This is a genomic window from Acinetobacter uliginosus (genome assembly GCF_044130295.1).
In the GTDB taxonomy this organism is placed as follows: domain Bacteria; phylum Pseudomonadota; class Gammaproteobacteria; order Pseudomonadales; family Moraxellaceae; genus Acinetobacter.
The window spans coordinates 1-15,104 of record NZ_JBIQOC010000096.1 but is presented as its reverse complement, the minus strand read 5'-3'; the positions used below and the strand labels follow the sequence as shown (position 1 = coordinate 15,104).

General features: G+C 35.3%; 13 protein-coding genes and 3 pseudogenes. 15 read left to right on the top strand and 1 reads right to left on the bottom strand.

The window, feature by feature from the left end:
- Nucleotides 1-156: 156 nt before the first annotated feature.
- From ACE01T_RS15310 to ACE01T_RS15290, 5 genes and pseudogenes are all read left to right on the top strand, one after another.
- Nucleotides 157-315 (top strand): annotated as a pseudogene (locus tag ACE01T_RS15310) (hypothetical protein); the annotation flags it as partial.
- A gap of 207 nt (nucleotides 316-522) precedes the next feature.
- A complete protein-coding gene (gene thiM, locus ACE01T_RS15305; RefSeq protein WP_395519615.1) occupies nucleotides 523-1,374 on the top strand; it encodes a hydroxyethylthiazole kinase in 852 nt (283 codons plus the stop codon).
- A complete protein-coding gene (locus ACE01T_RS15300) occupies nucleotides 1,371-2,216 on the top strand; it encodes a sulfurtransferase (RefSeq protein WP_395519614.1) in 846 nt (281 codons plus the stop codon). The genes thiM and ACE01T_RS15300 overlap by 4 nt, the downstream gene beginning before the upstream one ends.
- 12 nt (nucleotides 2,217-2,228) lie before the next feature.
- Nucleotides 2,229-3,341 (top strand): LLM class flavin-dependent oxidoreductase, encoded by a 1,113-nt coding sequence (locus tag ACE01T_RS15295; protein ID WP_395519613.1) that lies wholly within the window; start codon nucleotides 2,229-2,231, stop codon nucleotides 3,339-3,341.
- Nucleotides 3,338-3,967: an HAD-IA family hydrolase gene (locus ACE01T_RS15290; RefSeq protein ID WP_395519612.1), complete on the top strand. Its 630-nt coding sequence runs from the start codon at nucleotides 3,338-3,340 to the stop codon at nucleotides 3,965-3,967. Before ACE01T_RS15295 ends, ACE01T_RS15290 begins: the two co-directional genes overlap by 4 nt.
- Before the next feature lie 71 nt (nucleotides 3,968-4,038).
- Here ACE01T_RS15290 and ACE01T_RS15285 read toward each other — a convergent pair.
- A pseudogene (locus tag ACE01T_RS15285) lies at nucleotides 4,039-4,461 on the bottom strand (transposase family protein); the annotation flags it as partial.
- A 12-nt stretch (nucleotides 4,462-4,473) separates the two neighbouring features.
- On the opposite strand from ACE01T_RS15285, the pseudogene ACE01T_RS15280 reads away from it, so the two are divergent.
- From ACE01T_RS15280 to ACE01T_RS15235, 10 genes and pseudogenes are all read left to right on the top strand, one after another.
- Nucleotides 4,474-4,641: pseudogene (locus tag ACE01T_RS15280) on the top strand (IS3 family transposase); the annotation flags it as partial.
- A gap of 214 nt (nucleotides 4,642-4,855) precedes the next feature.
- Nucleotides 4,856-5,152 (top strand): YkgJ family cysteine cluster protein, encoded by a 297-nt coding sequence (locus ACE01T_RS15275; protein ID WP_395519611.1) that lies wholly within the window; start codon nucleotides 4,856-4,858, stop codon nucleotides 5,150-5,152.
- Nucleotides 5,145-5,966 (top strand): GTPase, encoded by an 822-nt coding sequence (locus ACE01T_RS15270; RefSeq protein WP_395519610.1) that lies wholly within the window; start codon nucleotides 5,145-5,147, stop codon nucleotides 5,964-5,966. The genes ACE01T_RS15275 and ACE01T_RS15270 overlap by 8 nt, the downstream gene beginning before the upstream one ends.
- Nucleotides 5,967-5,981: 15 nt before the next feature.
- A complete protein-coding gene (locus ACE01T_RS15265; protein ID WP_313035941.1) occupies nucleotides 5,982-6,434 on the top strand; it encodes a hypothetical protein in 453 nt (150 codons plus the stop codon).
- The gene (locus ACE01T_RS15260; RefSeq protein WP_395519609.1) at nucleotides 6,427-8,163 is read left to right on the top strand and encodes a GTPase; all 1,737 of its coding nucleotides are present in this window, start codon (nucleotides 6,427-6,429) and stop codon (nucleotides 8,161-8,163) included. Before ACE01T_RS15265 ends, ACE01T_RS15260 begins: the two co-directional genes overlap by 8 nt.
- Complete coding sequence (locus ACE01T_RS15255; RefSeq protein ID WP_395519608.1) at nucleotides 8,153-9,751, top strand: GTPase; 1,599 nt, start codon at nucleotides 8,153-8,155, stop codon at nucleotides 9,749-9,751. Before ACE01T_RS15260 ends, ACE01T_RS15255 begins: the two co-directional genes overlap by 11 nt.
- Before the next feature lie 605 nt (nucleotides 9,752-10,356).
- The gene (locus ACE01T_RS15250; RefSeq protein ID WP_395519607.1) at nucleotides 10,357-10,968 is read left to right on the top strand and encodes a hypothetical protein; all 612 of its coding nucleotides are present in this window, start codon (nucleotides 10,357-10,359) and stop codon (nucleotides 10,966-10,968) included.
- Nucleotides 10,969-10,989: 21 nt separating this feature from the next.
- A complete protein-coding gene (locus ACE01T_RS15245) occupies nucleotides 10,990-12,633 on the top strand; it encodes a dynamin family protein (protein ID WP_395519606.1) in 1,644 nt (547 codons plus the stop codon).
- A gap of 9 nt (nucleotides 12,634-12,642) precedes the next feature.
- Entirely contained in the window at nucleotides 12,643-14,292 is a 1,650-nt protein-coding gene (locus ACE01T_RS15240) for a dynamin family protein (RefSeq protein WP_395519604.1), read from the top strand.
- 2 nt (nucleotides 14,293-14,294) lie between these two features.
- On the top strand, nucleotides 14,295-15,044 hold the full coding sequence (locus tag ACE01T_RS15235) for a dynamin family protein (RefSeq protein WP_395519603.1): 750 nt from the start codon (nucleotides 14,295-14,297) through the stop codon (nucleotides 15,042-15,044).
- The last annotated feature ends 60 nt before the right edge of the window (nucleotides 15,045-15,104 follow it).

Sequence of the window (15,104 nt, the reverse complement as noted above, 5' to 3'; positions counted from 1 at the left end):
TTGGTTTTGGAAAAAAAGAAGAATTTAAGAAAGTGCTAGCAATTTTAAGAAAGAAAAAGCCTGATAGGACAAGGATCCTATGAAATTTGTCGTGTACAGAGAAAAGATAATTTTTATTTTTAACCCTAAAAAGAACAAATCTTTGAATAAAACCCTTTCTGGCGGAATGTCCGTGTGGTTTCTTCTCATAACCCAATTATTTACAAAGAAAAAGTGATTGGTGATTGGGAAGTGAATCAGACTGACTTACCTTATGTATGGCAAATTGGCGCAAGTCCACGTGTACAGGATGATGTGAAAAGTAAAGCCTCTTAATCAAAGTCTAAAACAATAAGTTAAATAACTTGGTTTTCTCCGAAGTCAAATACATCCGTATTTGACTTCTTTTTTAGCTGTTATTTTGCTAAAGATTACAGGATTTGATATTTATAAAATCAATATAAATAACTATTTTTTAATTATTTTTCAAGCTAAGTCAGACAGCACAGAATACTAAAAAATTCACGTATATCTAGGATTCACATGAGCATTTCAACTTCAGTGCCATCTTTAGACAGTATTTTGGTCGCACATCAACAACTTAAACAACAACGTCCTTTGGTTCAATGTTTAACCAATACTGTTTCAGTTAACTTTATGGCGAACGTGCTTTTAAGTTCAGGTGCATCACCTGCAATGGTTGATAATCCTGAAGAAGCTGCTGAATTTGCTCAATATAGTCAGGGAATTGTGGTGAATTTGGGTACACCGACCAGCGCATTGGTTGAAGCAATGCGTTTAGCTATTTCTAAAGCAAAAGAGATTGGTAAACCTTGGGTTTTGGATCCAATTGCGGCAGGTGCATTATCATGGCGTGGTCAATTGGCAGCAGACTTTTTGAAACATAACCCGACCGTAGTTCGAGGCAATGCATCAGAAATTATTGGGCTTGCTGGTTTAGGTCAAAATAGCAAAGGCTTTGATAGTTCGAATGATCCTGCAGATGCCGTGGATGCTGCTTTATCACTTTTAGATCAAACACAAGTGGTTTCTGCCTCTGGTGAAGTGGACCATATTGTGGCAAAGACCTTAGACAATGCACAGGAAAAGCGTTGGGTCGCAAAAATTAAAGGTGGGAGTGAATTTTTCCCATTGGTGACGGCATCAGGATGTTCCTTAGGTGCTTTAGTAGCTGCATATGCAGGGATTACAGATCCATTTAATGCTGTAGTGAGTGCACATGCTCATTTTGCTGTGGCAGGTAGAAAAGCACATTTAACAACAGAGGCACCAGGTGATTTTCAACGTGAGTTTATCAATCAATTGTACTTGGTCAATGCTGATGACTTTAAAAAACATTTAGAGTTCAGTATTGAGGAGCTGAAAGCTGCATGAGTGCTTTGATTTCAGTTGAACAACTCACCAAACTTGAGTATGTACAAATCCTTGAGGTTGGTGAGAAAACAGCTGATCCAGTCACCTCTAAACAGGCATTGGCATTGTACAAACAAGGTCACATTGGACATGCAAAATATGTTGATCTGACTGAACATTTTAGCCAGCAGACAGGTAATTTACAGTATCAATGTCCATCGCTTGATGAGTTTAAACAATCCTTTGAATCTTTTGGACTGAGTTGGGATAAACCCATCGTGATTTATGACAGGGCTAACCATATCTGGGCGGCACGTTTATGGTGGGTATTATCTGCTTACGGTCATCCTCAATGTTATGTCCTTCATGGTGGATGGCAAGCGTGGGAGACTCAAAAGATTCGCCATATTGCTTGGTTAAAGCCTTCATTACAGCATACTCAAAGTGTGCTACCTGATGATGTTCAGCTCAATACCAATATGTTCGCAAGCTTGTCCGATGTAGCTAAAGTCTGCCAGGGTAAAACAGATGTTCATTTGATTAATGTGCTCCGCAAACCTGTGTTTGAAGGTTCTGAGCTTCGTTATCATCGAGCAGGACATATTCCCAACAGCATCAACATACCTTTTTCTCATTTTTTAACCGAGCAGGGTCAATTCAAAACCATTGATTCTGAATTTTTACAGCAACATTTTTTAGAACTCTCCAATGAAATCATTATTTATTGTGGTAGTGGTGTGACTGCAAGTGGTGCAGCCTTAGCATTGCTTGAGGCAGGTGCAAGTAATCTCAAAATTTATGATGGTTCGATGGAGGAGTGGTCAGCAAATCAGAGCTTACCTTTAACTCTGATTGCACAATAAGGAACACACATTATGGCAATTAAAGCACTTTGGTATTTAAGTATGGCGGATGGAAACTATCCGTGGATACCAGACGGTTTTTATCCAGTCGATTTTCAACGCTATAAAAAACTTGCACAAACTATTGATCAAGGGGATTTCTATGGTGCACTTGTTGCAACTTGGCCGAATGATCCTTTGATTTCAGCATCATCAGTCGCTGGTTTTACTGAAAAAATGAAGTTTTTGGTGGCTGAATATGCGGGTTTAACCCCAGCGAAGTTATTGGCTGAACAGGCACTCACCTTTGAGAAATTTCATGGTAGCCGTTTATTGTTCAACCATATTAATGGTACACCTCAGCGTATTGGTACATATGGTGTGACACTGACGCCTGAAACACGTTATGAATTAGGTGAAAATTACTGGAACGAATTTCAAGAACATTACCGTAAAGGTAACCGTTCACTGTTTCCGAATACAGATTTTACTATTGAGCCAACCACTGAAAATGGGATTCCATTATGGGGCACAGGGGACTCTGTAGCAGGGATTGAACATGCAGGGAAAGTAGTTAATGTTTATCTATTAATGCTACGTGAACTTGATCGTGTTAAAGATCAGTTTGCTCGTGCAGTAAAAGCTGCAGAAAAACAGCAACGCACTTATGCAGATTTAGGTGCACTTACCAGTGTGACTGTCCGTCAAACTCAGAGAGAAGCAGAAAAGCAATTCTATCAAATCTTTGAAAAAACAGGTGTTGAGCTACTTAAACAAAAACTCGATGTTTCGATCAAACGTAAAACCTTAGGTGAACAAGACTTAACAAATTTCCAATCCCCTGATGCACAGCGTCAAGAATGGATCGATTATTTAAAGAAAGGTCACCTGCCACCACTTGAATCATTGCGCTTGGAAGATAACTTATTTGCAGGCATGAGTGCATGGTCATCTTTGGATATCTTTGGATTTGCCTCATCAGCAGCATATTTAGTGGGAACACCTGAAAATATTGCAGCACAAGTTGAGACTTATCATAAAGAAGCAGGATTATCTGCATTAATTATGTCGGGTTGGCCACTCATTGAGGAAGCTGAATATACGTCTAAGTTGTTAATTCCATTATTGAATGAGATTGGTGAATGATTCTTGATATTCAAGATCATCCGCCCATTCAAGCCAGTGCCATCTTATTTGATTTGGATGGCACTTTGGTTGAGTCGACAGGGGTGATTTCTGAAATTTTAAGTACATGGGCAGTTCAAGTTGGTCAATGTGCACAGACAGTTGTCGATTTTAGTCATGGTAAACGAACGATAGATATTGTTCAGGAATTTGTCGATGCTGAGTATGTTCAAGTACACTATCATAAACTCACTAAACAGTTTATCCAGTCAGCCGATCAAACCATGGCCATTTGTGGTGCACAAAATTTTCTTGATCAATTAATTGAACAGAAGATTCCATGGGCTGTTGTCAGTTCTTCTGAACGGATTTTGATTGAAGCACGTTTAAAGGCAGCAGGTTTACCTATGCCAGATAGGGTTGTTTCTGCAGAGGATGTACAAGAAGGTAAACCCTCACCAGAAGGTTATCTACTCGCTGCTAAAAAATTGGGTGTAAAAATTCAGGACTGTATTGTTTTTGAAGATACTGAGGCTGGGGTTTTAGCTGCACGACGTGCAAATGCACAAATAGTGATTGTAGGATCATTAGAACAAGGATTAACAACAATTAAAAATTACACTGGATTAGAGTGCATTGGAGGTTAATAAATTTTCAACGCTCTCTAGCTAGCTTTATATTGGAAATTGATACAAAAATATTAGACTTCTTTCATAAATCATTTTTTACTTAGTTCCAAGTTGTAGATTCCAGTGATTAAATTGAATCTCAAACCGAGTCTTTTACTGTTATTTCGATAACGCTCAGCAATGATTTTGAAGGTTTTCAGGCGACCAAAAACATGCTCAATCCTGATTCTTCTTTGATTGATTTCTTGATTATAGATTTTGAGTTCAGGATCCAATTTACAGTGCCTTTTGGCTTTTAACGGCAGTAGGCTATTCGAATATGATGCATAAATTCCCTGATAGCCCTTATCTGTAAGAATAAAAGCACCGAAAGGAATTTGGTGTAAATTTCGTTTGAATAGTTCGAAATCATGCACAGCACCGCGACTGGTGCATAGGCTCAGAATTTGCTGAGTTTTGTAGTGAACGATGGCCTGTACTTTGAAAGTATGGGGCTTTTTCTTGCCACTATAGTAACTTGATTGTTTTTTAGCAGTTTAAAGAAGGAAAGAATTAAAAAGAGAATTTATAAAATACGAGAAATGGCTAGTGCGGATGTGTTTGATTATATCAAAATGTTCTCCAATCGAATCAGGCGTCATTCGCATCTCGATGGTATGAGCCCAGAAGCGTTCGAGACAGCTTCAAAATGAGGCTATCTTATGTCTAGGATACAGGGAGCAGTCCAATTCAATTTAATCGCTGGAATCTACAACTTGGAACTAAGTAAAAAATGATTTATGAATGAGGTCTAATGAATATAACAAAACTTCAAATATTAAATTAATTTTTATATTTAAATAAGATATATTTACCTAGATAAGTAATCAATTTTAAAATGACTTGTTAATAAAAGTGGGATCGTTCATGAAGCAATTTCCCTGTACTCAATGTGGGCTATGTTGTTTAGCTCTTGATAAGATTCCAGTCTTGCATGATTTTCATCATGGTGATGGTAAGTGTATATATTATGTCCAAAGCCAAGGCTGTAGTATTTATCACAGTAGGCCATTGGTATGTCGTATAGATGAAATGTATCAAACCTATTTTCAGAAAGATTTTAAGAAAATTAATTTTTATGAAAAAAATGCAGAAGTTTGTAATCAACTACAGCAACAACATCATTATTCAGAGTCATATAGGGTGAAGTTAAAATATGAATAAGATCAATTTTACTGCCTTAAAACAGAAATTTCCTGAGATAGATAAAAAGATTGCACGATTAGAATATTTGTCAGCAAAAGAAAATTACTTATTTAATATCGCAGTGTATGGCAAATATAATCATGGAAAAAGTTCACTCTTAAATGCACTGATTGGTATTGAGAATCATTTTAAGGTTGCAGACTGCCGAACTACCATTAAAAATGATGTTTTTATTGATGAATCTGCAGGTATCCAATGGATCGATACACCTGGTCTAAATGCAGATATAGAAGGCGAAGATGATAGTCATGCAGTAGATGCAATCACCAGAGAGGCAAATCTGATTCTTTTTGTCCATAGTTTAAGAATTGGAGAATTAGATCAAGCAGAAATAGATTATTTGAACGAGCTGCTGACTTTGAAATCAGCATCACAGATTATTCTGGTTTTAACACAGCAAGATCAACTTCGAGCTGAACAGTTTGAAATAGTTTATGCACGTATTGAGCAACAAGTGCAGGACATAAAAATTCGAAATATCTGTATCTCTACCACACGTTATTTTAAAGGATTATCGAATAATAATTCAGTGCAACAAGACAGAAGTAATATGGGGCAGCTTCAGCAGATGTTACACGAAAATTATGAGCACTCAACATTACAACGTGATGAATTTGATAATTTAATACAGGAAATCATCCATTATTTGGAAAATCAAAAAAAGTATATTGAACAGAAGAGGGCTGAAAAACAGCAGGAACTTCGTAAGATGCATACGAATTTTCAAAATGATGTCAAACAAATGATGAATAAAATTCAGCAAAATTTTTAATTTGGGGAATAGAGTATGCCATTACCGTTATTAATTGGTTTGGGGGTAGTAGCAGCTGCAGCAGCGGCTGTTGCTTTAAGTAATGATAGTTCTTCAAGTAGTAAGAATGCTGCAGATGAGCAAGCAAAAAAAAGAATTGAAGAAGACAATGAAAAAAAGAGACAAAAGGCAGCTTATACACAGCAACAGGAGCTCAAGAAGCAGCAGTTGAACAAACGAAATGAATTATTCAATACTGAATTTAGTCGTCTAGCAGTGCAGTATGTATTTGATACTCATGCTAAATCAAGCATACAGGGTTTATTGGTTTCCAAAGAAAATATACGTTTAGTCAGAACACGAGTGGAAGAACATTGGGCTAAAACAGATGTTGCAAAACAATTAGCGAAAACGATTCGTGATTTAGATTTTGAAACTAAACAAATTGAAGCACATCTTAAAAGTTTAAAAGAGCAGAATAATGGCTAAGGAACTATTTTTTAAAGAGCTTGAAAAGTTTAGTCATGATCATGCTCAATATGTGCAGCAAGCTGATGAGATCATCCAAAAACACAAGCAACACTTGCAGCGTGATTTATTTGAAAGATTAGATAAATCCTATAACTTTCAAGTTAAGAGTCCTTTGGCTAAAGAATTTCAGGCATTGCAAAGTGAATTTAAAAGTATTTTCCAAAAATGGGATATTGAGCTGAACAAAGTCATCGAAGCACAGTATCTTGCAAAAAAGTACCAGAATAGAATTATCTTTTTGGTTTATGGAAAGGTCAATGCAGGAAAAAGTTCATTCTGTAATTTTATTGCTTCAATCTTTGATTCGGACCAAATTGAGAGATTTACTGTTCGAAATGGTCAAATTGAGCCAATTAAAGATAAATTTAAAGAAGGGTGTATAGAAACGACGGCCAGTATCCAAGGCGTCACACTAGGGGAGAATTTTCTGCTGTTGGACTCTCCAGGGCTGCATTCGGTGACACCTGAAAATGGTCAAGTAACTCAAGATTTTATAGATTGCACTGATGCCGTATTATGGTTAACGCCTTCAGGATCACCAGGTCAAATAGATGAACTCAGAGATTTACAAGCGGAACTTTCTAAAGAAAAACCTTTATTGCCTTTGATCACTGGAAGTGATTACTTGGAAGAAGATGAAGATTCGGGCGATGAATATTTTGTTAACAAATCGGCTGCTAATAGGGCTAAACAAGAAAAAGATGTGTATAACCGTTTAAAATGTTATATCGAGAAAAATCAAGAAACAATTCGTTCACTGCTAAGAACTCCATTGTCTATTTCTTTATTTGCATATCAAGAGAGTAAGCAGTTAGAACAAGATTTTGAAGAAGCTGGTCTCAAGCAATTACTTAATGAAATGACTAAACTTATTCATGAGGCAAGTGCTTATAAGCTGATTAAAAATCAGCAGCAAGCTCAAAACTTTCTGAAGGGTAAAATTGTACGTAGTATAGATGAGATATTTATTGAACGTTTGAATCAAGTCATGATCTCTTTAATGCAGACAACGGATAAACTTGACCAGCAGGAAAGACATACTATTTTAACTGTACAAAGTGAAATGCAATTGGTCGTGGATAAATTGATTCAGAAGCATTCAAAAAATAAAGATAAACAACAGTTAGTAAAAGAGCTCAATAATCAATTAAATCGATTGGTAAATAAAGTTTTGTCTGAATCATTGGGCCAGTTGATGGCAAATATAAAACAGGTCTCTCATGAACTTTTATCTGAAACATTTAAAGATTTCGAAGATGAAACACTTGAAATTGAACAAGTTAAAGGTAAGGTTTTAAGCAAAGCAACAGGTATTGCGGGGGGGATAGTGAGTGGATTAGCTACGGGCGCACTTGCTGGCACCGTTGGTGCTGGCCCAGTAGGTACAGTAGTTGGTGGTCTGTTCGGTGCAATTGTTGGTGGAATCGGTGCAGATGCGCTAGGTGAGCAGATATTCGTTGAGACAGAAACCATCAAAGAAGTTGTTGGGGTTAACAGTGTAGCTTTAGATCAAAGCTTGAATCAATATTTAAAATCCCAAGTTCCTTCTATGATCAAACAAAGTTTTAATGATATACGTGAGGAACTGAACTTGTATTCTCAAAATATGAATCAAATTTTAGATGTACTTGATACTTTTAAAAAAAATATTGAAAAGACTTCTGTAGGAATAAAAAATGTCGCTTAACACAGATCAACTATCGTTAGTTGTTGAAAAAATAGAGTCTTTCATTTCAACATCAGATATTCTAACTCTAGAACAAAAAAAAGATTTTGAGGCAAAGGTTGAACAATTTAATAAACTGAAAAATGCAACCAGTTTAAAAGTAATGTTGTTCGGTGCATATAATGCTGGCAAAAGCACTTTTATTAATACAGTATTGGCTAAAGAGGTTGCCCAAGTTGATGATGTTCCCACGACAGATGAAGTTCATGAATATGCTTGGAATGGCATAATCCTCTGTGATACCCCAGGGATTAATGCACCTATAGAGCATCAGCAAGTCACTGAAGAATATCTTAAACATATTCACGCTGTAGTTTTTATAATTAGGGAAACTGATGTTGATGCAATAAACTTATATGAACGTATGTTCGAAATGTTAAGTGTAGGAAAAAATATTTTTATTATTTTTAATCATCAATTTAAAAAAGATGATAATGAAAAACGAGATCAAGTCGTGATACGAATTCAAGAGAATTTGGTAAATATAGGTTCAGGTTATCGAATTAGTAATGAAGCTATTGCATCAATTAATATATTTCCAATTCGTTTACGTTCTGCATGTAAAGGTATTATTGAAGGTAAAACTACGATATTAAACAATTCTGGGTTCAATGAATTTAAAGAGGCTTTTCAATATTGGTTGGACTTTAATACTAGCCATCAAGAATATTTAAAATCTTTAGAATTATATTTGTCTGAGCATATTTTTAGTGCGCTAGAGCAGCATATATCAGATGAGCAAGATGGGGCATCTGAATATAATGCTCTGCTTGATGAAAAAAGATATATTGAACAAGAGAAAATAAGTCTAAGTTTAGATACCAAGCATAAAATTGATTCGTTGGTTCAATCCTCCAAGCCTAAAGTAATAGCAGTACTTGATCATTCACAAACACAAGAGATTGCAGAAGCAGAAATCAATCAACTTTTTTTGTCTTTACAGGATAAAATGGTTGATATGCTTAAAAATGAATTAGAACATAACAACCTTAATGCTTTAAAGAAATGGCAAAAAAAGCTAGACGGATTTCCAAATAGTAATGGTCAAGATAATCAATTGATTAAAGGTTTACTGAAAAATGGTATGGAATTGCTTTCTAAGGAAGAGAATTTGAAACAGATTTTATTACAGGGAAGGAAATTAAAAATTCCAGGACTAAAAGGTCGTTGGGAAAAGACACTAGGTAAATGGGCTGGTAAAGGTGCGATTGCTGTACAAGTTCTTATAGCAGGTTATGAACTTTATGATGCCCATACAGAGCAATCCAAGAATAATCAGCAAGCGAAAGAGATTGAAATTGCAAGATATCAGTTAATACAAATGATTCTAGATAGCTTTAATCAGAATTTATCAGATTATGCGGAAACTATTATTTCAGATGTTTATAATAAAAAATTAGATATGTTAAGAGATAGTATTGAAAGCATCCAATTAAAGAGTAAAGAGACAGATAAATTTATGAGTCAAATTTCTCTATTAAAAAGGCAAATAGATGAATTGTATTCTAATGATAGGGAAAAATTAATAGCTGCTGATCTTTTAATATAAAACTCGTAAATGTTGAAATCGATAGGCTTTGTTGCAAAACTTGCAATATATCCGGAAATGAATAAACCTGCATCTAAAGCCTGTCGTATATAACTAAGTGGTCTTATTAAAATCATAATTTTATAAATCGATGAAATTTCTTGATTTGGTTTGACCACAATACTTAATGATATGTGGAATCAAAAGGTAGATATGGCAGAAATCAAACTTATTCCGATGCTCTACTTAACGTTGTTTAATGATCAAGTCTTTATTTAGATTAAGACAACCAAGTTTTCGTAGTGTCGCTTTAACCAGTGTTGATCAGTCAAGATTGTACGAGGCATAGCTAGAAGTGAATTTGGTTTGACGAATGAATTTTAGTTTTTCGCTATTTTTTGAACAATAAATGTCAATATGCCCTAAAGGGCTTCACACGTATTACGATGCATTGAGACAAAACTGACTCAAGTTATACTGTAGCATTTATCTTTGTACGAGCGTAATCAATTCGCGTAATTCTCAATATATCCTAGTCAAACTGTGTCGCACTTGATTAAAATTTTACTCAAAAATATAAATAAAAAATATATACTTAAGATATAAATTTAAGATCTGAGATTAGAATGAGCCACGAGTCATCGAAGGTTATCACCCGTCAATGGATGATTGTTCAGTTTTTATTAAATAGTAAATATGTCAGTACAACAGAAATTGAAAAGCATTTACATGCTAAGGGGATTACGACAACTCAAAGAACAATTCAAAGAGATTTAAATTTATTGGAAACATTATTTCCATTGGAATGTCGCCGGGATTGTATGCCTTATAACTGGCGATGGAAAAAAGTGGAACAGTCAGTAAAAGGATTAAGTCTATCTCAGGCTTTAATTTTAAGACTTGTAGATGATCAGTTAAGTGATATTTTGCCTAAGCATACACAGCAAGAACTATTACCATTATTTCAGAAAGCAAGATTGATCACATCTAATGCTGTTTACTCAGATGATGAATCAAGTCTGCTGGATATTTTGACTAAAGATAGGAGAAGATGTGTTGGTTTAGTACAACCTTCTATGATGCAGGAATTTGCTTTAGGTATTAGCGGTAAAGTCACACGAGTTTATCAAGACATTTTTCATAATGAAGATAGAGAAATCAAAAAGAGCTTAAAAACATTAGGCGCCATACTTGAATCATATGAAATGCCAGAATTGGCAAATGCTTTAAAAAATTAATTTTAAGAGAGTTAAACAAAGATGTTTCAGATACAGCAAGATATACAGACAATTATTCCAGAAATTGAAATTTTATCTCAAAAATATGGACTATCTGTTGAACAATTATATAAGCTAAAACCACATGTTGACAATTTTAAAGTTCGAGTCCCACTTATTGGTGCATTCAGTGCGGGTAAATCTTCTTTAGTTAATGCTTTGGTTGAGAAAAAACTACTGTGTGTTGAAATAGATCCTGCAAGCAATTTGGCGACTGAGATCAGTTTTGCGGAAGAAGAAAGTATAAAAGGTTATAAAGCAAATCAGTTTGTTAAAAATTTGACAGCGCAAGAATTAAAACAGCAAGAGTTTTCAGACTTGATGCCAGATGGGCATATTGAAGTACAGCTTAATCAACCATTTTTAGCATTGCTTCCGCATTTATGTTTAGCAGACTTGCCAGGTTTGGACTCAAAATCTGATGCACATATGCAGGCGATTCATCATTATCTAGGCCGCAGTTTAGCTTATGTGATCACGGTGAGTAGTGAAGAAGGCACCTTAAAGGACAGTATCAAAAAATTTCTGCAGGAATTAGCACTTCATAAAGCACCTGTTGTTGTGGTCATTACTAAAAGTGATAAAAAAACACCGGATGAAATAGAGGCGATTAAACAGCAAATCAGTGAGCAAGTGCATTCGCTATTGCCAGAAAATAATTATCTGGATGTTGTATCTGTATCTGCTAAGAAGAAGAATGTTGGTGAAGCAATTGAGGCATTTCAAAAATTAGAACATTTGAGCGAAAAGCGATTTAAAGACACTGTCGTGCCTCAAGTTACTCGAGTCATTGATGATATAGCGGCTCATGTGACTATTTTGCTGAATCAGGAAGATTTAACTGCGGATGAACTGAAAGGAAGGAAACAGCAACTCCTTGATGAAACTGAAAACTTTAAACAAAAATTGGCTATCGAACATCAGAAGATGAAAGAACAGCTTCCATCTGTTTTAAATAATGTGATAGATCATATTCGTAACCGTCTATTAGGTGAAACAGATCAATATGCAGCTGCCTTGATATCACAAAGCAGTATTGAAAGTGATTTGAGTTACAGTGTACGAATGGCTTTAACTGAAGGAATGGAACGATATTTCAAACCTTTAGTTGATAAATATATTCATCGAATAGAAACAGATTTACCCAGTTTGATGGTCAATCAGAACTTTCAATTTGATCAAGAAAATACAGATAGTGCTGTATTTGACTTTGGTTTGACAGGGATCATAAGCATTTTATCGTTTGTATTAAAGCGTTTTCCATTAGCAGCCATGATCTTACCTGTAGTTACATCTATTTTTAAAGCATTTATGTCGGATTATAATCGTGATCAGCAAAGAGCAGAACAAAAGGAAGCTGCACGTGATCATGTTCGAGGAAAAATTATTCCGCAGGTGCTTGAACAAGTTCAAATAAACTTAGGTTCAATTTTCCAGGAACAGCTCTACACAGTTAATCAGCACGTTGAAGATCAAATCAATGAAAAAGTGAGTCAATCCCAGCATTCGATTTCTATGCTCGAAGAGCAGCTTAAGAAAAATGCTCAAGAAAGAGCAGAATTACATGAGACTTATGAAGCGGATTTAAAAGTTATTCACGATATGCAACAAAAATTAAAATCTTAAGGAATAGCAATGAATAAGCATACAGAAATTGGTCAAATGTATGAGGATCTGAAGCAATATTTTAATGATAATTTAGGGCTTCTAAAAAAGGATTCATTGCTGAAAAATAGTCAATTCAGCCTGGAATTTGCACATGAAACGGAGAATTTTTATAAGTTTTGCATGTTGCCTGAACTCGCAGATAAAGTGATAGTTGGAATTGGCGGTGCATTCAGTGCCGGGAAGTCCAGTTTTTTAAATGGAATACTTGGCAGAAAAATTTTAAGTGTAGAAATTGATCCTACAACGTCTATACCAACTTATTTAATTCACGGCGAACATCAAAAAATTAAGGCTGTGCTTAAAAATGCACAGCAGCAAGATTTGAGCTTGGAGCAATTTAAAAGCTTAACGCATCATGCAGAACAAGAGCTGTATGAATTGACTGAAAATATAGATTTAATCCTTTTAAATCAGCCTGAACAGCGATGGCCTCATTTAGCTTTTTTAGATACGCCTGGATACAGTAATCATGAGGATATAGAGCAAGGTCTGTGTGATGCACATATCGCCAAAGTTCAGTTGAATGATGCGCAGTGTTTGATTTGGTTGATTTCTGCAGATCAAGGGGTGATTTCTCAGAGTGATATTGAATTTTTAAAAACAATCCGTTCCGATATTCCTAAATTAGTGGTGATCAGCAGGGCTGATAAAAAGTCACCCGATGATCTCAGTGAAATTAAAAGGCTAACTCAATATACACTAGCTCAGGATCAGATTGATGTTATCGATGTATTAGCACTTTCAGCTCGACAGCCTGGTAATTTTGATCGTCATCGATTGGATAAGTATCTTGTTCAATGGAGTTCAAAGTATCAAGAGTCACGTATTCTCGAAAACTTTAACCAGTATTTTGATGCTATGAAGAAGCATCTCCAAACGATGGAAAAACAAATAGAAGTAGATCAATTTCAAAGAAAATTATTTGAAAAGATTCATCAATTAGCAGTTTATGCAGATATTGATATTGAAACGCAATGGCAAAAATATTTAGCTGATCAAGCAAAAATTGAGCAAGAGAGACAGGAAAAACTAGCAGCATATCAAACTGAGCTTGAACGTGAAGCTTTGAAAATTGAACAGGAAAAAGCATTACAGCAAGCCAGATATGAGCATGAACGAGAGATGCTGAGAACTCAGGATTTAGCAGCTAAAGCTGAACAGATTAAGCAACAGACGCAGAAACCTCAGAGACGGAGTTTAGAACAAATTTTAGAGGATGCTCAGGATAATATTAGCCGGCCGAGTGCAGGCATATATGTCATTGATGATATTTACAGTATTCGTAAAAAAACGGAAAAAGCCATTAAAGCCTATGCTTATGAAGGGGATGGCGAATATGGAAAATATAATGATGATCCTTTGGTACTTGTTGATACGACAACATTATTTAAAAATGCGGAAAATGGTTTGTATCTCACATATTCAGAGTTGTACTGCAAAGATATGCTGTCAAAACGTTTTTTTATTCGGCTAAATGATATTCAAAGTATTCGTTTTGATAAAAGTGATTCCAAGCTCAGTATTAATGGCAAGGAAGTGTTATATGTACCTCAGGAAAATTTAAAAGTGCCGATGGTGAATTTAGTCACTGCATTGAAAACTTATATTGAGCAGTAATTATGACAGAGAAAGTTTACAATTTTGACCTGAATGAAAGATATCGCTTGCTTGCTCAAGCATCTTATACAAAGGCAAATGATTCTGAACATGTGAAATTGGTTTCGGAATTAAAAAGCTTAATTGAACGGAATTTGGTTCAATTAGCTTTAGATGGTTGTCCACCTAACTTTCCTGAAGTTTTAAAAATGTTTCAATTGGAATTAGGTCGTTTTGAAGCATTTTGTGTTTTTCCATATTTAGCGCAAAAGAATGTAATAGGGGTGGGGGGAGCTTTTAGTGCAGGGAAATCTAGTTTTCTGAACACGCTACTTGGCAGTAAAAAATTAGTCGTACAAGTTGATCCTACAACATCAGTTCCGACTTATTTAATGTCTGGCGATGAAGACAAAATGACAGCGCTTAATGTTTTTAATAGAGATATAAATTTAAGGGAAGAGGATTTTCTTTCGTTCACGCATGAGGAATATGAACAGTTTGGCAGTGAAGTTTCAGGGCTTTTAAAATCAGCATTTATTCAGGATATTTCATTTCAATGGCACAACTTAGCGTTATTGGATACGCCTGGATACACTAATACAGATGAGCAATTTAATTCGGAAAGGACTGATGCAAAAGTAGCTTTTAGTCAGCTCGATACTGCACATTTTATAATATGGGTGGTTTCGGCCACCAATGGCACCATCAGTGATGAAGACCTAAATTTTCTGAGAGCCTATCCAGTATTAATTTCATTCTTTTTTAGCACTTAAAAAAAGAATTTGTTAAAATTATTCAATGAGAAAACCATATCCCAGCGACATTAGTCGAGA